The organism is Desulfobacula sp. (assembly GCF_021107415.1).
Genome location: NZ_JAIOSW010000138.1, coordinates 1 through 20,179, shown reverse-complemented (window position 1 = coordinate 20,179; position 20,179 = coordinate 1). Strand labels below are relative to the sequence as shown.

The window sequence follows — 20,179 nt, the reverse complement described above, 5'->3', positions numbered from 1 at the left end:
GATAATGAGTAAAATAATGATTCCCCTGACTTTTAACATAAAAACCGCAGATGCAGTTGTCATCGGCGGCGGCATCGTGGGGACGGCTACGGCTTTCTGGCTGTCCAAAACCGGTATGAAAGTTATCCTGATTGAAAAACGGGACGGCCTGTCAAGCCTTACCACAGCTGTCAGTGCCGAGTGTTTTCGCACCCAGTTCACGGAAAAATCCATGGCCGACATTGCCCTTCCCAGTGTGGAAATGTTTGAAAATTTCAAGGACGTGGTAGAGTTATCTGATATTGACATTCATCTCCGCCAGAAAGGCTATCTGTTTGTCACGGATGACGAAACTCAGGTGCCGGAGCTTGAAAAAGCCATCCAAACTTATCAGACCCTTGGAATACCCGGATCTGAACTAATCAAGGGAGATGATCTTCACGATCGCTTTTCCTTTCTTTCGTCCAATGCTCTGGCAGCCACATTCAACAACAGGGATGGATGGATTTCCACCCATGAAACCACATACGGCTTTGCAAAAGGTGCAAAAAATGTTGAATTTTTCATGAAAACAATTGTCACCGGCATCCAGAAAGACAGACAGGGAATCTGTACCGTAGAAACAGACAAGGGCCTGATCAGCACACGGCTTGTGGTCAACTGTGCAGGCCCCTATGCCGGGATCATCGGCAAAATGGCCGGACTTGATATGCCGTTAACAACGGTGAGGCGGCAAAAAGCCTATATCAGAACCAGTCATCCCCTGGTGCCTCTGGATGCGCCTTTTACCGTGGATCTTAAGAACCACAGCTATTGGCGGCCGGAAGCCGGCGGCGTACTCTGCGCATGGGTGGATCCGGATGAACCGGAAAGCCCGCCAGCAGATGAACTGCCCACAGACTGGGATTTTGCAGCCGAATCCATTTACCGGGCATCCCGTCTAAATCCGTTTTTTGAAACCATTGCCGATGATTTAAAAGCTGATGACATTGATGTATCAGCAGGAATGTACGTATACACTCCTGATGATAAGCCCGTCATCGGCCCCAGCGATGAAATAGAGGGCTTTCATCTAAACTGCGGTTACTGGTGTGGTGTCATGATGGCGCCGGAAGCGGGCAAAAGAGTAGCAGATATTGTTATGGGAAAAATTGACAATAAAGACAATCCGTTGCGCTACAGCCGTTTCAATGAAGGAGATTACGAACGCGGGGACACATTTTTGAAATAAGATAAAATATTGCTGCAAATCCCTTGAAACGGCTGGTTCAGCCTTATTCTTCCATTTCTATCATTTTTATGACAGTACCAATTATCCTGATGATTTCAAAAAAATATAGAAAAACTGTCTAAAAAAAGCAAGAAAGGAAAAATGTTGTGAAGGCTTACCTTGCAAGCTGCCGTTTTTTTTAAAAAATGAACTTATTCTTTAAATTATTTCTCCTGATTTTTCGGTTCATGCTTATTGACACACGACCAAATGGGCGTATTTTATGAGAAATAAAATATTCTTTAAACCGGGGTAAACCATTGAAACAAAAAACTTATGCCATTGCCTGCGCCGTTCTGGCTATTGATATGAAACACAATGCCAAAAGGCTGGGGATTGATATAGACTATAAATTTCTGGAAGCAGGGCTTCACAATAATCCGAAACTGCTCAAGGAAAAACTTCAGGCAGCTATTGATGAAGTCTCGGCAAAAGGTTTATGTGACCGTATTATCATAGGATACGGTATCTGTGCTAAGGGAACTATTGGGATTCAATCCCGCTCCGTGCCTTTGTTCATTCCCAAGGTTCATGACTGTGTTGCTCTCTTTTTAGGAGGAGATCAGGCATATAAAAATGAATTTAAAAAATTTCCGGGAACCTATTATCTTTCAGCAGGATGGTGTGAAGAAAAAACCGAGCCCATGTCCCAGAAAAAGCAATGGGCCTATTTTGGTGAAAAAAAACTGGAATTTAATGACCTTGTTGAAAAACACGGCAAAGATGCGGCTCAACAGACCTTTGATTTCTTAAATTCATGGCAGAAAAACTATCAAAGAGCGGCTTTTATTGAAACCGGTGCAAAAACATCTCCCAGGTATGAAAAATTCGCTAAAGACATGGCCAGAGAATACAACTGGGACTATGAAAAAATAAAAGGCGGCCAGGGATTGATCGAAAAAATGATCACAGCCGACCATTCAACATCTGATATTCTCTTTGTGCCGCCGGAACATGTGATAGGGTTTGACGCCATACAATCCACATTGTCTGCCAATCCCATCCTGGATCTTGATGCAAAGGTAAATAATACCGCTTCCGGAATAGAAATCGAGGATCAGAAAATTCATATTGATTCTTATATAAAAATCGGTTTGGGTATTGATGCTGGCGGCACATACACCGATGCGGTGATTTATGACCTTGAAAAAAAGAAAACGCTTTGTAAAGCAAAGTCTTTGACCACAAAATGGGATTTCACCATAGGAATCAATTCTGCTTTAAAAAAGCTGGATCAGGAAAAATTGCATGGGATTGAACTGGTTTCTTTATCCACAACCCTTGCAACCAACGCTATTGTTGAAAACGAAGGTCAGAAGGTCGGAATGATTCTCATGCCGCCATATGGTCTTGGTGTTGATAAAGATATATCCCACCACCCAAAGTCTGTTATTAAAGGACAGCTTGAAATCACGGGCAGGCAACTCCTTGCCATTGATCTGGATGAAGTAAGACAGAAAGCTTTACAAATGGTTGAAAACTATGGGGTGACCGCCTTTGCCGTATCCGGCTATGCAGGGTCCATCAATCCTGAACATGAAATTCAGGTCAAAAAAATTATCCATCAACAAACCGGTTGCTTTGTAACCTGCGGTCATGAATTGTCTGACACTTTGAATTTTCAGACCCGGGCAATCACCGCCATGCTCAATGCAAGGATTATTCCGCGGCTGGCCGGTTTGCTGCTGGATCTTGAAAAAGTCATGGCAGCCCGTGGTATTCATGCACCTATCGTCGTGGTAAAAGGGGATGGAACTTTGATGAGTTCAGACATGGCCAAACAACGACCGGTTGAAACGATTCTTTCGGGACCGGCTGCCAGCGTTGCCGGGGCCAAACATCTGACCGGTATTAAAGATGCGCTGGTCGTGGACATGGGAGGAACAACAACCGATACGGCTGCTCTGACCAACAGCCTGGTAAAGCTGAACGAGCAGGGATCAAATGTAGGTGGGCACAGAACCCATGTTAAAGCCCTTGAAATTAGAACAGCCGGTCTTGGCGGGGACAGCCTGATCGAATTTGAAAAAGGTGAATTTTTCATCGGTCCTAAAAGAGTGGCCCCCATTGCATGGCTGGGGCAAATGGTTCCCGGGACCAAAGATGCATTAAAATTCTTAAACCAGAACCTGCAGCATCATGCCACCTCCACCAGAAAGATGCAGATTCTTGCTGTGACAGGTTCCGTAAAACAACTTGAATTGACTCCCCTGGAAAAACAGATTATTTCCCTGCTGAAAACAAGACCGCATTCTATTGATGAACTGGTTCAAAAAACCAATGTCTATTCCGACAGCAGCCTGCCTCTGCAGCGCCTTGAAGAAAATTTTATCCTGCAGCGGTGCGGACTCACATTGACCGACCTTTTGCATATCACAGGACAGTTTACTAAGTGGGACAGACATATTGCCAGAAAATACTGTGAGATGTTTTCCTTTCTGGCAAAAAAAGAAATGCCCGAATTGACCCGACATCTCCTGGATATGGGGGTTAACCTGTTAACCCTTGAGCTTTTAAAACGCCAGCTGGATGACGAGGTAGATCCCGAAGCCCTGAACACCTGCCCGGTATGTAAAGTTCTGATTCATAATCTGCTGACCAAAAAAAATCCTCACTATGAAGTCTCCATAAACTTTAAACGGCCTGTCATCGGTATTGGTGCTCCCATTAAGTATTTTCTCCCCAAAGCAGTCAAACCCCTGGGTGCCAGGGCCATCCTGCCGGATGACGCCGATGTGGCCAATGCCATAGGTGCCATTACCAGTAATGTGGTCATAAAAAAACAATTAAGAATCATACCCGGGGATCAAGGCGGATTTATTGTGGAAGGAATTGCCGGAACCCGTCAGTTTAAAGACTTTGACGATGCAGATCGTTTTGCCAGGAAAAAACTGATTGGAATTGTAAGAGAAAGGGCCTTGGCTTCCGGAACCAGCTGTCAGAAAGTCGAACTGAAAACAAAAGACCAGATACCTGTAACTGCCGGCGGGGATCCTATTTTCATGGGAAGAATCATCTATGCCAGCCTAACCGGACGTCCTGATATTGTATTAAAAAAACATCCTCTGGTAACAGAAGCGCTGTAAATTTTACTGCCAATATTCTGATACTTTTGATATTTCTTTACACATTATTTTAATATTGATACGAATGGACGGAAAGGATAACATTGGCACTGATCTAAAGATTAACTTAATTGATTCTGGAGGGTATTAATATGACTCCACAGGCATTTGCTAAAACCGCTTAAAAAATTATGATGTGTTATTAGCCCATCTATGAATATTGAAAAAATAGAAGATACTATCCAATCGCTTGTAACGGACCTTGATGAAAAATCGTTCATCTATGACTTGTTGCTTGCATATAATCAGCCAAAATCCTCCATCACTCGATTAAAAAAAGGTGACTATAATCTTTCAAAAATTTCAGATGAAATTCTTTGGAAAAAAAAGCTATTTTTCAAAAATGAAACTGATAGTGACCTGCATGACTTAATTGACAAACTGAAAAATGACCCTGGTATTATCAAGCACCATCCCCGCTTCATTATTGTTACCGATTTTCAAACTTTGCTATCGGTTGATACCAGGACTAAAGATACACTTGATATTCCTATTGTGAGCTTAGCAAAACACTATGATTTCTTCCTGCCCTGGGCGGGAATGGAAAAATCACAGTTCCAGAGTGAAAATCCGGCGGACATCAAGGCTGCGGAACGTATGGGGCGACTGTATGATCTAATTCTGGAAGACAACCCTGCTGAGAGTGAGACGAATAGCAGACACTTGTTAAATACCTTTCTCTCCCGTTTGCTGTTCTGCTTTTTTGCTGAAGATACCGGTATCTTTGCTGATGATCAGTTCACCAATGCGCTGGCATCCCATACCGATCAAGATGGCAGCGATCTGCAGGCCTATCTGCAAAAGCTTTTCAAGGTGCTCAACCTGCGAGAACGGTTTGACTGTCCACAGTTTCTGCAGGATTTTCCCTATGTTAATGGGGGACTGTTTGCTAATGACCATCCTGTCCCAATCTTCAGTACAAGATCAAGAAAAATTATTATCGAGTGTGGCGCACTTAACTGGAAAGCCATCAACCCGGACATTTTCGGTTCCATGATTCAGGCCGTGGTACATAACGACCGTCGCAGCAGCATGGGAATGCATTATACCTCAGTTGTCAACATTATGAAGGTCATTGAACCACTGTTTCTTAATGATCTTTACGCTGAATTGGACCGGGCAAAAAATAATAAAAAAAAACTGATAAAATTATTGGATCGACTTTGTCATCTGCGCATTTTTGACCCGGCCTGCGGGTCCGGCAATTTTTTGATTATTGCCTACAAAGAGCTTTGCAAACTGGAGATTGAAATTTTCAAACGGCTGTATGGTAAACAGCTGACATTCCGATTTTTCAGCAATATCAAGCTCACCCAGTTTTATGGCATCGAGCTTGATGACTTTGCCCATGAAACCGCCAAACTTTCACTGTGGCTGGCAGAACATCAGATGAACCTTGCCTTCAAAGAGGTCTTTGGAGAGACACGTCCTACGTTGCCGTTGCAGGACGGCGGGTTTATCGTCTGCGGCAATGCGACACGGCTGGATTGGGAAAAAGTGTGTCCAAAAGATGAAGGAGTCGAAATCTATATTTTGGGGAATCCTCCATATTTGGGTTCCAGCATGCAATCGAAAGAACAAAAAATTGATATGGCTGTGGTCTTTGATGGCATCAAGGGATACAAAAATTTAGATTACATCGCCTGTTGGTTTTTGATTGGATCAAAATATATTCAGTATACTAATGCCCAATTAGCTTTTGTCTCTACGAATTCTATAAATCAAGGAGAACAGGTGGCTTTGTTCTGGCCACACATTTTCGCAATGACTTTAGAGATTGGCTTTGCCCATCAATCGTTCAAATGGACAAATAATGCAAAGGGCAATGCAGGGGTAACCTGTGTCGTTGTGGGTATAAGGAACCCATCAGGGGAACCAAAAGTTTTGTTCAAGGGTGGGATTAATCATACAGTGAAAAACATTAATCCATATCTTTCAAACAGTAAAAATTTGGTTGTGAAAAAAAGAAGAATACCCCTCGCAATAGTGCCAGTTATGAATTATGGTAATAAGCCTGCGGATGGGGGTCATCTGTCGCTTACTAAACATGAATGTAGTGAGTTGATAGCAAAAACCCCAAAAGCAAAGCATTTTATCAAAAAATTTATAGGTTCAACCGAATTTATCAATGACAAACAGCGATACTGTTTATGGATAGAAAATGATGAATTGGAACAAGCTCAATCTATTGGAGAGATTGACGTAAGAATAGAAAAAGTCCGGCAATTTCGATTGAATAGCAAGAAAAAAGCGACTCGGGAAAAAGCTGACATTCCGCACAGATTTGCTGAAGCTCGGTATGGATCAAAAAATTCGATAATTATTCCAAGTCACTCTTCTGAAAGACGAGATTACATACCAATTGGTTTTCTTGAAGGTGGCACTATTATCCCAAATTCTGCACAAGCTATCTACGACCCACCACCCTACATCTTCGCCATCATTTCCTCCCGCATGCACATGACCTGGGTACGCACTGTAGCTGGCCGTCTTAAAACTGATTACCGCTATTCCTCAGCACTATGCTACAACACCTTCCCTTTCCCGGAGATCACCAATGCACAAAAAAAAATCCTTGAAGATCATGTTTTCAAAGTGCTGGACGAACGGGAACAACACCCTGAAAAAACCATGGCACAACTTTATGATCCGGATAAGATGCCCGGGGGCCTTCGTCTGGCCCATCATGAAATGGACATAGCCGTGGAAAAGTGCTATCGTTCACGTCCATTTAAAAGCGACGAAGAGCGGCTGGAGTATCTGTTCAAGCTTTATGAAAAAATGATTAAAGAGGAGGAGCCAAAGTAATGGATATTAAAACTACTTTAGACTATTTGCGCTCACATGCCTCGGAAAATGAACTCCTGGAATTTAAAGAAGCCAAAACCACCTACAATTTTAACAAATTAGGAAAATATTTCAGCGCTTTATCCAATGAGGCTAATTTATTGGGTAAAGACGATGCCTGGCTGGTGTTCGGTATTAAAGACAAGGACAAAAAAATTGTTGGTACGCGCTTTAGAACTGATACTGCCAAACTGCAGAGTTTAAAGGCTGAGATTGCCAATAAAACAACCCATAGAATTACATTCAAAGAAATTCATGAAATAAATACCGGGCAAGGCAGGGTGATTTTGTTTCAAATCCCCCCGGCACCAAAGGGCATCCCTGTGGCCTGGGCAGGGCATTACTACGGCAGAGAGGGTGAACAGCTCAACGCCTTAAGCCTGGAAGAATTGGAACGAATAAGAAAGCAGGGTATCGAGAATGATTGGAGCATTGAAACTTGTAAACATGCCGCCATCACCGACTTATCTGAACAGGCCATTTTAAAAGCCAGAAAATTGTATGGCGTTAAAAACCCGGGGCTTGTTGAAGAAGTTGAACAATGGGATGATATAACTTTTTTAAATAAAGCCAAGCTCTGTATTAAGGGTAAAATCACCCGGACAGCCATTTTATTACTCGGCAGGCCAGAGTCAGAACATTTCATTCATCCGGGTGTGGCCAAAATCTCCTGGATTTTGAAGGACAGGGATAATATTGAAAAAGACTATGCACATTTTAGTTGTCCTTTTCTGTTAAGCATTGAAGAAGTTTATAAAAAAATAAGAAACTTAAAATACCGCTATCTTCCCGACGGGTCACTGTTCCCCGATGAGGTTGACAGCTACGATCCTTATATCATCAGGGAAGCGTTAAATAATTGTATTGCCCATCAGGATTATACTCTGGGAGGCAAGATTAATGTTATTGAAAACGAAGACAGCCTGCTGATCTTTGTTAATATGGGCTCATTTATTCCCCAGACTATTGAAAACGTCATCACTGCAGATGCACCGGAGTCGCAGTATCGCAATAGTTTTTTATCGAATGCCATGGTAAATCTTAATATGATTGACACCATCGGCAGTGGTATCAAAAAAATGTTTACCATTCAAAAGAAAAAGTTTTTCCCTCTGCCTGAGTATACATTAACCAACAATCAAGTCAAAGTGGTGATTACCGGCAAAGTGCTGGACATGAATTATGCAAAAAAATTAGCACAAATACCAAAATTGAGTCTGAATGATATTATACTGCTGGATAAAGTACAAAAACATAAACCGTTAGAAGATACGGAAATCAAAAAGCTTAGAAAAAACAGACTCATTGAAGGCAGAAAACCTAATTTTTACATTTCATCCCAGGTGGCTCGAAAAACTGGTCAAAAAGCTGATTATATGCATTTGAAAGGTATTGATGATAACTATTGTAAAAAAATTATTGTAGATTATCTGCGTGAATTTTCTGAAGGGAAAAGAGCAGATTTTGAAAAAATACTTTTAGACAAACTTTCTGGTGTTTTAGACGAACAACAGAAAAAAAATAAAATCAAAAACTATCTTCAGACTCTTAAAAAAGCAGGTGTTATCAATATAATAGGCAAAACATGGCAAATGTCTAAAGGTAAATAATTAGACATTTTTAGACATTTTTTTAGACATTTTAGACGATTTGAGAAAAAGATATGCCGGATATAGTTAATGTACGTTATGCCCAGACCGGTCAAAGCATTTCCACTAATCACATGGGGATGCGTGAGATGCAGGCTCGCGCTTTTGAAGCCAGAGAGGCACAATACCTTTTGCTGAAAGCCCCGCCTGCCTCCGGCAAGTCCCGTGCCTTGATGTTTCTGGGACTGGATAAACTTTTCAATCAGGAGATCAAAAAAATTATTGTCGCGGCTCCGGAACGCTCTATTGGTGGATCCTTTGATCGTACTGATCTCACCCGATATGGTTTTTTTGCCGACTGGGATTTCAACCCTGGATACAACCTTTGCACACCGGGTGGTGAGTCCAGCAAGGTTACTGCGTTTAAAAACTTTCTCAACGATTTTGGTGAAACCATTTTGATCTGTACCCATGCCACCTTGCGCTTTGCCTTTGATGCGGTGGAGGAATCAGTATTTAATAATATTCTGCTGGCTATTGATGAGGTACTTGACATTAACAAAAAGACCATTCTGCATATCCCCAATGTAAATGCCGGTGAATCCACTAAGGACAAGCATAAGGAGGTGGATACCATCCTCGATATCATTGGCACAGTGACCCATCAGGATAGTGATACCGGAGTGATTTTTGTAAAATCTCATAAAGGTAACAAAACTATCAAGGTAGCTGATCTGGTTAATGATAACCCAAAAGATCGAAACAAGATTGTTGCCTATCTGCACCAGATGAAAAATGTTGATGATATGGACCTGATCATTGCTTTGGGTATGGCAAAAGAGGGCTTTGACTGGCCGTTTTGCGAACATGCACTCACCGTCGGGTATCGTGGTTCACTAACTGAAATTATTCAAATTATTGGACGGGCCACCCGGGATAGTGATAATAAAACCCATGCCCAGTTTACCAACCTGATTGCCCAGCCGGATGCAGCAGACGATCAGGTAAAACTCTCTGTGAATAATATGCTCAAGGCTATTACCGCCTCGTTGTTGATGGAGCAGGTACTTGCCCCTAATTTCAAATTCAAAACCCGGCGATTTGATAACGAGGAATACGAAGAGGGAACCATCAAAATTCGTGGTTTTAAGGAGCCCAGCTCGCAAAGAGTAAAGGAGATCGTCGAATCAGATCTAAATGATCTCAAAGCAGCTATTCTACAAGATAACACGCTGCTTCAAGCATTGCCGGGAGAATTTATTGATCCGGAAGTGATTAACAAAGTGATGATCCCCAAGGTCATACAGACCAAATATCCTGAACTCAGTGATGAAGAGATAGAGGAAATTCGCCAGCATGTAGTGACGGATTCAGTTATAAAGAATGGTGAAATCAAAGTAGTTGGCAACAAACGGTTTGTGCGTATGGCAGGAAAATTTGTCAATATCGAAGAGCTCCATATTGATCTGATCGACAGTGTTAATCCATTCCAAAAGGCATTTGAGGTTCTCTCAAAATCAGTAACGGCAAAGCTGTTGAAAGTGATTCAGGAAACAATTGATGCCGGGCGTATACAAATGACCGATGAGGAAGCAGTAATTCTCTATCGTGACAAGATCGGACCATTTATTAAAATCCATGAACGAGAACCAAATATCAATTCAACAGACCCCCTGGAAAGAAGACAGGCCGAAGCCTTAGTCTATCTCAGGAACAAAAAACGACAACAGGCAGGCGGAGATGGTGAATGATTGATTTTATCAAAGAGATTAACACTATCGTTGATGTTTTAGAGGATGATGCGCTTGGATTGTTGGGAGGGGAAGTATCGGGTGAAGCTGATCCAAATGACATTTTTACACTTAGAAATGTCCCAAAGCCCATTGATATGCCTGAGTATATCGCAAAACGCAAACCCTGTGATAAGTTTGAGCAATTCGAGCCGTTATTTAAGCAGAATCATGTTTGTCTGGCATCAAAGAAAAAAATATTGAGACCCTTTACCAGTGAACGGCAAATCGCTTCTGGTAAGTTCTTTGTTCTGCAAGGGATGATGGTTTATGTAGCTAATGTTGGCAAAAAGGAATTGAAAAATTTTGGAAATTTCAATGCTCGCCTATACTGTATCTTTGAAAATGGAACCGAGTCCAATATGCTGCTACGTTCTCTGGCTGCCGCACTCTGGAAAGATGAAAATAGTCGTCAGATAGTAGATGCGCTTCAAATGGAGATGTTTAGTGAGTCAGAACAGATTACATCAAATGACAAACCAACAGGCTATATCTATGTATTGCGATCTTTGAGTAAAGATCCACAAATCAAGGAGATAAAGGATCTGTATAAAATTGGATTTTCCAGTCAACCCGTTCAACAACGCATCCAGAACGCAGCGCAAGAACCCACCTACTTGATGGCAGATGTAATGCTGGTAACTGACTTTGAAACTTACAACTTAAACCCGCAAAAACTGGAAATACTATTACATACATTTTTTGCAGGATCGTGTTTGAATCTGGATATTTTTGACAGTGAAGGAAAACGGTACACACCACGAGAATGGTTTATTGTGCCATTACATGTCATTGAAATAGCAATTAATCTTCTTATCAACGGAGAAATTATTCATTATCGCTATGACAGCCATCTACAGGAGATTATAGGAAAATAAAAAAAGGAGAATGAATATGCTGCTGGGACTGCATACATACAGTTTATATCTACATGGAATCGGACAGGCATGGGCAGGGTTTAAACTGCCCTGGGAAAGACAACTGAGTACGTTTCATCTTTTAGATCTGGGCATTGAGTTGGGACTGGACGGATTTCATCTGGATGACGGTGTTCTGGAAAACCTGGAGTCCTCTTTTCTCAGGGAAGTGGGAGCATCAGCAAAAAAGCATAACCTATATCTTGAATATAATATGTCCCTTGATCTGGGGAATTTTGGTATTGGCATCCAGCACAATTTGAAAGACGGGCTGACCACAGCTCAGGCCATAGGAGCAGATGTGGTCAAGGTCAGTATGGATCTACCACGACCACGACCACGGGCCGGATCCAGGTTCCATCCAGAGGTCATGCCATATCTGAAGGAAACTGTCAAACAGCTGAAATCAGCTGCACCCATGGCAGAAGACCATGGCATTCGTCTGGCCCTTGAAAATCATTGTGACAGTTTTTCAGAAGAAATTCTCTGGGTGCTCAAAGAGGTGAATCATCCGTTTGTCGGCGCCTGTATTGATACAATGAATGCCTGGCATATTGCCGAAGATCCGATGACTGCAATTGAAAATCTTGCCCCTGTTGCATTTACAAATCATTTCAGGGATGATCGTGTTGAGTTCTGTCGTGATGGTTTCAGAGTCAGAGGGGTGGCTGTAGGCGATGGAGATATTGATATGAAAAAAGCATATGAGCTTATTAAGAGCAAGTCCCCCACCAACCGAATCAATATTGAAACAGAGATGGGGTTCAGTTTGGAAAACAGAGAAGAAGCCCTGCGCCTTGAGCTTGCAACCATTAAAAAGAGTATTCATTATTGCCGAACCGTGCTTAATATAAATTAAAGGCACCATTGTTCTTTTGCAAGATAATAAGCTGTAGCACATCCATGACTGCCGCCATGTTTGTGCTCCCCGTTCCATTGCCTCACAAGAAAACGACTGCCTGCGATCAACTCGATTATTCTACAACCTTTACTTTTCTTAATTTGAAATCTATTATCGTCTATAATTTTTTCAAATTATAGTTTGAAACATTTAAAAGAGATTGCTTTATTTAACCTTATTCAATTGAGGGTCCATTCATTATGAACAGCGTAAAATCAGCAATAGAAGAAATCAAATCAGATCTTATTGAATTTGCGCAAGATCTGGTAAAAATAAAAAGTTATTCAGGCGATGAAAAAAAAATAATTAAGTGCATAAAAGAGAAAATGAATGAACTGGATTATGACGACGTGGTCATTGATTCAATGGGGAACATTGTCGGTCGTATCGGCAATGGCCAACCCATCATTATGTTTGATTCCCATATAGATACGGTGGAAGCAAACGATTTTTCAGAGTGGACCCATCCCCCGTTTGACGGTGTGATTGAAGATGGAAGGCTCCATGGCAGGGGGTCTGTTGATATGAAGTCTTCGGCTGCCGCTTCCATATATGCCGGGGCTGTCGCAAAAAAACTGGGATTTCATCATGACAAGACAATAGTTGTATCCTGCACTGTATTGGAAGAAGATTGTGACGGTGAAAACTTGAAACATCTATTTAGTGAGCTTAATTTTAAACCGGATTATATGATCATATGTGAACCTTCGGGAAACAAACTGGTCACAGGGCATAAGGGAAAAGCCCAGGTTGCAATTAAAACACATGGCATTTCTGCCCACGGATCCGCCCCTGAGAAAGGCTTGAATGCGATTTATGAAATGGCCGAGATTATTCAAAGGGTAGAAAAAACCAGTGCCTCTCTTCTGAACGATCAAGGGCAGCATGGGACACTGGTAGCCTCAAGGATTTCCAGTATAGGCGAATCTCTCAATGCCGTTCCTTTTGAGTGTGAAATATACCTGGACCGGCGCATGGTGATGGGTGAAACAAAAGAAATAATAAAAAATGAAATGGATGCCATCATTGCAGATAAAAAAGCATTCTGGGAGATTGGAATCCTTCATCGCAAGAGCTGGACAGGGATGGATGTAAGGTATCATCCATTTCATCTGCCCTGGCAGATTGATCTTGATCATGAACTTACAAAAGTCTGCTTTAAAGCATTTAATGCAGCATTTGGATCTGACCCTGAACTTGATTATTGGGATTTCAGCACAAATGCGGTTACGACAACCGCCATGGGCATACCCACCATCGGATTTGGACCCGGTGAGTATAAACTGGCTCATATGGTGAATGAGAATTGTCAACTGAGCCAGATTGTTGATGCATGTGATTTTTATGCAACTATGATTGATACAGTGTAATGGATTTTTACTTTTTAGGATTTGGAATCTATTATCATAAATAATAGATTTTGCCATTTTATTGGCCCTTTGCCATGTATCCCGGCATCCTGCCTTTTCCCAGGCACTCCTGTTGCCCGTATGGCTGATACCGTTGCCTTCAAAATATTCGGAACGTAAGTGTTTTAGCGTAATGTCGTTTGGGAAACTATTCGAGTTTTAAAAGGTTTAGAAGGCCAGGTTTCAAGAAAGGAAGATAGAACCATTTCATCTAAGCCGATCAAATAATCGTATATTATATTTACAAGCTCAATAGCTTTAATATTAGCACCGGACATGTTTTTAATCCTCTTTTGACTCCATTATATCCAATTCCGAACGTGGATCAATTTGTAAAGCCATTTGCGAGGTATGCTTCATGATCATAAAATCCACCTGTTCCTCCACCGGAATGATGCGGGCAATTTCCTTTTGTCTTAAAAAGATAGAGACTGCTGTATAAATGCCAGCGGTGCATGAAAAATAAACATAAAACCCATAAGGACTGTCCAGCAATTTAATGGCCCCTGATGAAGCAATGGGGGCGATCACAGCTCCAATACCATAAGAAAGTAAAAGTATGGAACTGACATTGACCACATCCTTAGGCTCAAACATATCATGGGCTCTTGCCACAGCTGATGGATAAATGGTAAACATAAACCCGCCAAACAAAATGCTTGCCAACAACAAAATGCCAAAGGAACTTTGAGCAGCCACAATCATCAAACCACTTATTACAGCAAAAAGGCCACCTAAAACAGGAATCACCACTGATCTGTCAAATCGATCTGAAAAAGCTCCCACCGGCCACTGGAGTAGAAGTCCACCCAATACCGTAACTGTCATGAAATAAGATAACTGAGACACACTCAAATTTATCTGATGACAAAATACCGGCCCCATTGTGTAAAAAGAGCTAACCGTCAAACCTGAAGTAAAACACCCCAGCATCCCCATGGGTGCTTTTTGAAGAATAATTTTCAACTTAACCGGTTCAATTTCAGGCATTTCAGGGTGAATGGAATGGGTTAATGCAACCGGAATAATGCTTGATACCAGTAAAAAACCGATGACAAAAAACAGGGTTTGGCCCCTTGGGTCGCCTAAATTAAGAAACTGCTGGCCCACACTGCTCCCCAGATAACACATGACCATATATATGGAAAAAACTCTTCCCCTTACCTGGGGTTGGGTACATTCATTGAGCCAGCTTTCTATGACCATGAACAATCCGATAGTGGCAATGCCGCTGAAAAACCTGAAAACAGCCCATGCAACAGCTGACATATAACAGCCGTGAAGCATGATCATGGCGGTTGCAAGGGCGGCAAAAGCTGTAAAGGATCTAATATGTCCGACACTTTTTATCAGGCGGCTGCAGTAGAAGGTTCCCACAACAGAACCAATAAAATAAGACGTTAGGATTAACCCCGTCACCTGGGCCGGAAACCCTTCAATGGTAAGCCTCAAACTTATAAATGTTGCCAGCAATCCCAAACCCATTGCCAACAGCAGCATTGCAGCATAAAGTGCAATAAATGGTTTTAATATTGATGTCATAACACTTTTTCCAATAGTTGTTTTGTTAAGACGTGATGTTTTTAGGGGTTGAAGCATACGAGTTTCCCCAAAATTTCGACACAAGATTGTACAATAATCCTGAGTAGTTATTTAGTCAATCCATAAAGTTAAATTTTTTTGTCATTCATTAAGAAACAAAATTTAACAAAATTATTTTATTCTCTAAACAAATATTGATATTGATTAGTTTTGTTACATTTTGTCTTGACTATCATTACCACCCATGCAATTTAAACAATGAACTAAAATAAAAAACGACCTATCAAGGAAATTATCATGAATTTAATGGGCTTGCAGGGAGGCCAATATTGCCCCCTGTCACCGGAACAGGTAGAAATAGTACATGAGGCATCCCTGAAGATCCTGGAAAAAACAGGGATTACTTACGAACAGGGCCTGGAAGATACTATTCAAATGCTTGACAACAACGGTGCTGCCATTAACAGGGATAGAAAAATTATCACATTTCCAAAAGATATGATTATTGAACAGGTGGCAAAAGCACCTGAAAAAATTGTCCTTTATGGTCAGGATCCAAAAAACGATCTCCATCTGACTGAAAATCGAGTCCACCTAGGGACCGGGGGTGCTGCCATCAAGATTCTGGACCCCGAAACAGGTAAAATCAGGCCCACAACCCTTAAGGATCTCTATGATGTATCCCGTCTTGTGGATCAGCTGGACAATATCCATTTTCTGGTAAAGCCCTGTGTTGCAACAGATATTGATATAGAAGATTATAATGTCAACTGGTTTTATACCTGCCTTTGTGCCTCTTCAAAACATGTCATGTCCGGGGTGAATGATGAAAAAGGACTGCACGATGTTATTGAAATGGCATCCATGATTGCCGGAGGTCTGGACAAGCTCCAGGAAAGACCCTTTATTTCAACGATTGCCTGCTTTGCCATCAGTCCGTTAAAACTGTGTACCCAGTCTACCCGTATTATGCAGGAAGCAAACCGATTCCGTATCCCGGTTGCACTTTCAAGTGCACCCATGGCAGGCTCCACTTCTCCTTTGACCATGGCAGGCACCCTGGCCCAGCTTCATGCAGAACAGCTTGCCGGCATCACCATCTGCCAGTTGACCAAAGCTGGGGCGCCTTTACTTTACGGTGGTATTCCCGGCCTGGCAAATCTCAAAACCATGGGATATTCAGGTGGTGCCGTGGAATTTGGCATGATGAATGCAGCCATCCACCAATTATCAAATCACATAAAAGTACCCAATTACAATTCATCAGGACTTTCCGATTCCAAGATTTCGGATGCCCAGGCAGGGTATGAAAAAGCGCTTACTTCGCTGCTGGCATCCATGGGGGGCTCCAATTATATTCACCACAGTGCCGGTATGCTTGAATCCATGCTCACCATTGCCCACGAGCAGTTTGTCATTGATGATGAAATTATCGGAAATTGCTGCAAGGTTCTCAAAGGCATTGACGTGGATGTAGAACACCTTGCCCTGGAAGTGATTGACTCAGTAGGGCCTGGAGGCAATTTTATGATGGCTCCCCATACCATGACCCATTTGAGAACAGAATACTATAACGGCAATGGCGTGACCGACCGAAAAAGTCGTGAAAAATGGGAACAGGACGGCAGTCTTGATGCCAGGCAAAGAGCACTTGCCATAGCCGGAAAACTGCTGGCCAATCCAAAACCGACTTATATCCCGGAAGAGATTGACAAGGCCATAAGAAAAAAATTCAACATATTGTTGGCAAAAGAATAGAGCCCGAGGATATGGGAGCGCTTTTTCCGGAAATAGCCTTAATATTTACATTTTCATGAATAAATTTTAAATTTATTGTATCTCAGTTATAAATAAACTGCTAATATTAAACCGCTTTTTAGAATTAAAGGGGTAAACTATTATGATATCAGATGACATTAGGGGTATCAGCGGTCAAATCGCCGGTGTGAACCTCTCATCTTTTCTGCAGATGATTGAGATGGAGCAAAAAACATGCACAATAAAAGTTTTCACAAAAAAGAATATGGGTCAGATTTTTTTTCTAAATGGTATCTTAATAGATTCAAATACTGTTAGTTTAAAACATCTTGACGCCTTGTATGATATTCTCTCATGGGATAACATTGTTATAGAGGTGGGAAAAAATACATTAAAAAAACAAAATGTTATAAACCTGCCGTTGATGCATATATTAATCGAAAGTGCACGATATTCTGATGAAATAGAAAGAACAAATGCCCCAAATGACTCAAAAAATATAAACTCTACATCCGCAAAAAGCATTACACGCCAGATACTAAAAAGTAAAAATTTTTGTCTGGAAATTGGAATAAAACTCCTTATCGACTTTGATGACCAGGCTATCTCTTTTCGAAGCACACTTGTTGGCATAGAGCACGGCAAATATCTGCTTTTAAAAACACCCGGGCCATTTGGTAAAATTGATCATGATCTTTTTAAAGTTGAGGACCTAATCATAAAATCCCTATATAAAGGAACCATTTACGCATTTCGCTCAAAATTAATGAGCACCATCTCCAAACCATCAAAACTAATGTTTATTGAGTATCCCCTAAAAATAGAACATCATGAGCTTCGTTCACACAAACGATTTAAATGCAGTATTGTTACGCAGACAGAGGTAAACAAAAAAGAAAGGGGCGGGGTCATTGAAAATATCAGCATAGGGGGCTGCCTTTGTGTCATTGAAACGTTTTCAACAGATAAAAATCTTCACTTATTAAACGACACTATCCCTTTTAGATGCCATTTCCCCGGTTCAAAAGGAGAAGTCAGTTTTAGAGGGGAAATAAAAAATAAAAAAAAGAAATCAGATGAAATTGTTGTTGGTATTAAATTCATCTACCTGGACAGCACGGATGAAATTCAGAGCATTATTAATAATTACATCCAGTTAATCGAGTGTTCAAGTGAGAATGTATAGAAAGTCGAGTCTACTTAGAACACAAAAAATGTTATTTCCATAGTCGAGCTATTAAAATATCAGGTTGCACTGCATTCAGTTTATTTTTTATTTTTAACATATTTGATTAAATCTTTTTCAATTAAAGGATCAATATCGGGTTTTTCATAAGCTGAAAGTCTTCTTTCAAGCAATTGTGAGGCTCTCTGATCCATTTGCCTTGGTTCCATTTCCAACCATTTAGAATGGATGGTTCGAATGTTTAAATCCGGAATATAAAATTCGCTTCTGCAACGTTTGGCTGTGTGAGGTTCAATAAGATAATTACCGGAAGTTCCTAACCTTTTTATCAACTCCATTGCAAAAGTATCCTCACTGAACTCAATGGGTTTCATCATTTTTTTGATGGCACAGCACAGGTCTTCATCTGCTATAAACTTTTCAAAACTCATGGCCAGCATTGAGCCATAAGTACCGCAGGCATGCAGGCTGACATGAACTCCACTTAATGCAGCTGTTGTCAGCATCATGGAAGATTCCATACCTGCCTGATAATCCAGACTGAAAGATTCGGTTAAAGCTCCCTGGCTTCTGCACGGGATATGATAATATCTCCCCAGGGCTGTCACAATAGCGGTATGCTTGGCATCTTCAGGCGCGGCATTGATATATCCACCGGTTTTCATATCCGTGGGACTGCCGCCAAGGCCATAGACGATGGGTGTACCAGGGTTGACCAGCTGAGTAAGGCAGATGCCGGCAAGTGTACAGGCATTGGAAATTACAAGGGAGCCTGCGAGGGTTATCGGGCCCGAAGAGCCCATAGAACAAGCGGAATGAATAATCAAGGGTTGTTTTGCTTTGGCATATACCAATAGGGCGTCCACCATTTCTTCAGCATATTGCAAAGGAGATAAAGAATCCACAAGGTTGAGCATAACCGGCTTATCTGTTTTCTTCCAGATTATTTGGGCCATTTCCAAAGACTGCTCAGCACAGGTTTTTGAAGACGTACTCCCCATGAGTGGCTTATCGGTTAGCAGCATGGTTGACAGAAGCATATCAAGATGGGATGTGTCAGCTGGTACATCATTTGGCTGGACCACAATGGAACTGTTAAAATCCAGGGCTTTGGACGTCTGGACAAGTTTACAGAATTTTTTTGTATCCTCCAGCACGGCATTCCGCATTTCACCGGAGTTCTCTATAATGAAAGGAGGACCGTAACCCGGAGCCATTCTATAGCTGTCATCGCCTATCACAAAACTGTTATCCTCGTTTCTGGCATGCAGTTTAAATGTTTCCGGCACGGTTTTAAGGGCTTTTTCAATGTCTGGTTGCAGAAAAAATACCATCTCACCATCTGTTTTAAATCCATGGTGTTTAAAAATCTCAAGCGCCTTTTTATTGGGAAACCGGATACCGGTTTCTTTCAAAAGTTCCAGGGAAGAGTTGTGGATCTTGTCGAGCATTTCCCGGTCAATGTTAAAAAGCACACGGTTCATATCGTCTAATTCTCCTTTCCCCAAGCTGTTAATCATTATGGATCAGGCAGCGACCAGTTTACGGATCAGCTCAACTGCTCCCGGCGCATTATCACTGAAGCCATCGGCACCGATCTGCTGTGCATAGGCATCTGTTACCGGTGCACCACCAATGATGGTTTTTGCTTTCAAACCAGCTTCCTTAAACGCTTCGACTGTTTTGGCCATTACCGGCATGGTGGTTGTCAAAAGTGCGGACAGACAGACCACATCTGCATTGTGGGCCTGGGCCTCGCTCACAAATTTATCCGTATCCACATCAACTCCAAGGTCAATCACATTGAATCCGGCACCTTCCACCATCATGGTTACAAGATTCTTGCCAATATCATGCAGGTCACCT

The 20,179-nt window shown here is 41.7% G+C and carries 13 protein-coding genes; 10 read left to right on the top strand and 3 right to left on the bottom strand.

The annotated features are described in order from the left end of the window. The first annotated feature begins 4 nt into the window (after window positions 1-4). From K8S13_RS07200 to K8S13_RS07165, 8 genes are all read left to right on the top strand, one after another. On the top strand, window positions 5-1,210 hold the full coding sequence (locus K8S13_RS07200) for an FAD-binding oxidoreductase (RefSeq protein WP_291461570.1): 1,206 nt from the start codon (window positions 5-7) through the stop codon (window positions 1,208-1,210). Window positions 1,211-1,509: 299 nt separating this feature from the next. Then, on the top strand, window positions 1,510-4,335 hold the full coding sequence (locus K8S13_RS07195) for a DUF1638 domain-containing protein (RefSeq protein WP_291461569.1): 2,826 nt from the start codon (window positions 1,510-1,512) through the stop codon (window positions 4,333-4,335). A gap of 192 nt (window positions 4,336-4,527) precedes the next feature. Further along, window positions 4,528-7,182, top strand: coding sequence for a DNA methyltransferase (locus K8S13_RS07190; protein WP_291461567.1), 2,655 nt, complete (start codon window positions 4,528-4,530; stop codon window positions 7,180-7,182). After that, window positions 7,182-8,831, top strand: coding sequence for an RNA-binding domain-containing protein (locus K8S13_RS07185; protein ID WP_291461565.1), 1,650 nt, complete (start codon window positions 7,182-7,184; stop codon window positions 8,829-8,831). The genes K8S13_RS07190 and K8S13_RS07185 overlap by 1 nt, the downstream gene beginning before the upstream one ends. Before the next feature lie 53 nt (window positions 8,832-8,884). Then, complete coding sequence (locus K8S13_RS07180; protein ID WP_291461563.1) at window positions 8,885-10,561, top strand: ATP-dependent helicase; 1,677 nt, start codon at window positions 8,885-8,887, stop codon at window positions 10,559-10,561. Further along, on the top strand, window positions 10,558-11,478 hold the full coding sequence (locus K8S13_RS07175; RefSeq protein WP_291461562.1) for a GIY-YIG nuclease family protein: 921 nt from the start codon (window positions 10,558-10,560) through the stop codon (window positions 11,476-11,478). Before K8S13_RS07180 ends, K8S13_RS07175 begins: the two co-directional genes overlap by 4 nt. A gap of 16 nt (window positions 11,479-11,494) precedes the next feature. Continuing rightward, entirely contained in the window at window positions 11,495-12,376 is an 882-nt protein-coding gene (locus tag K8S13_RS07170; RefSeq protein ID WP_291461560.1) for a sugar phosphate isomerase/epimerase, read from the top strand. A gap of 242 nt (window positions 12,377-12,618) precedes the next feature. Further along, the gene (locus K8S13_RS07165) at window positions 12,619-13,788 is read left to right on the top strand and encodes a YgeY family selenium metabolism-linked hydrolase (protein ID WP_291461559.1); all 1,170 of its coding nucleotides are present in this window, start codon (window positions 12,619-12,621) and stop codon (window positions 13,786-13,788) included. A 321-nt stretch (window positions 13,789-14,109) separates the two neighbouring features. Here K8S13_RS07165 and K8S13_RS07160 read toward each other — a convergent pair whose 3' ends face one another. Then, window positions 14,110-15,426, bottom strand: coding sequence for an MFS transporter (locus K8S13_RS07160; protein ID WP_291461557.1), 1,317 nt, complete (start codon window positions 15,424-15,426; stop codon window positions 14,110-14,112). Between the two features lie 240 nt (window positions 15,427-15,666). Here K8S13_RS07160 and K8S13_RS07155 point away from each other — a divergent pair, with 240 nt between their 5' ends. Both K8S13_RS07155 and K8S13_RS07150 read left to right on the top strand, forming a co-directional pair. Further along, window positions 15,667-17,127 carry a trimethylamine methyltransferase family protein gene (locus K8S13_RS07155; protein ID WP_291461555.1) on the top strand — a complete coding sequence of 487 codons (1,461 nt, stop codon included), beginning with the start codon at window positions 15,667-15,669 and terminating at the stop codon, window positions 17,125-17,127. 142 nt (window positions 17,128-17,269) lie between these two features. Beyond that, the gene (locus K8S13_RS07150) at window positions 17,270-18,313 is read left to right on the top strand and encodes a DUF4388 domain-containing protein (protein ID WP_291461553.1); all 1,044 of its coding nucleotides are present in this window, start codon (window positions 17,270-17,272) and stop codon (window positions 18,311-18,313) included. 80 nt (window positions 18,314-18,393) lie between these two features. On the opposite strand, the gene K8S13_RS07145 is transcribed toward K8S13_RS07150, so the two are convergent. Next, window positions 18,394-19,797: a trimethylamine methyltransferase family protein gene (locus K8S13_RS07145; RefSeq protein ID WP_291461552.1), complete on the bottom strand. Its 1,404-nt coding sequence runs from the start codon at window positions 19,795-19,797 to the stop codon at window positions 18,394-18,396. 42 nt (window positions 19,798-19,839) lie between these two features. Next, on the bottom strand, window positions 19,840-20,179 hold a 340-nt coding region (locus tag K8S13_RS07140; protein WP_291461551.1), incomplete at its 5' end, for a cobalamin-dependent protein.

Excerpts from the sequence above, each read along its gene's own strand:
- K8S13_RS07185 (WP_291461565.1), top strand. The coding sequence starts at position 7,182 with ATGGATATTAAAACTACTTTAGACTATTTGCGCTCACATGCCTCGGAA.
- K8S13_RS07155 (WP_291461555.1), top strand. The coding sequence starts at position 15,667 with ATGAATTTAATGGGCTTGCAGGGAGGCCAATATTGCCCCCTGTCACCG.
- K8S13_RS07180 (WP_291461563.1), top strand. The coding sequence starts at position 8,885 with ATGCCGGATATAGTTAATGTACGTTATGCCCAGACCGGTCAAAGCATT.
- K8S13_RS07175 (WP_291461562.1), top strand. The coding sequence starts at position 10,558 with ATGATTGATTTTATCAAAGAGATTAACACTATCGTTGATGTTTTAGAG.
- K8S13_RS07145 (WP_291461552.1), bottom strand. The coding sequence starts at position 19,797 with ATGAACCGTGTGCTTTTTAACATTGACCGGGAAATGCTCGACAAGATC.
- K8S13_RS07170 (WP_291461560.1), top strand. The coding sequence starts at position 11,495 with ATGCTGCTGGGACTGCATACATACAGTTTATATCTACATGGAATCGGA.
- K8S13_RS07150 (WP_291461553.1), top strand. The coding sequence starts at position 17,270 with ATGATATCAGATGACATTAGGGGTATCAGCGGTCAAATCGCCGGTGTG.
- K8S13_RS07165 (WP_291461559.1), top strand. The coding sequence starts at position 12,619 with ATGAACAGCGTAAAATCAGCAATAGAAGAAATCAAATCAGATCTTATT.
- K8S13_RS07200 (WP_291461570.1), top strand. The coding sequence starts at position 5 with ATGAGTAAAATAATGATTCCCCTGACTTTTAACATAAAAACCGCAGAT.
- K8S13_RS07190 (WP_291461567.1), top strand. The coding sequence starts at position 4,528 with ATGAATATTGAAAAAATAGAAGATACTATCCAATCGCTTGTAACGGAC.
- K8S13_RS07160 (WP_291461557.1), bottom strand. The coding sequence starts at position 15,426 with ATGCTTCAACCCCTAAAAACATCACGTCTTAACAAAACAACTATTGGA.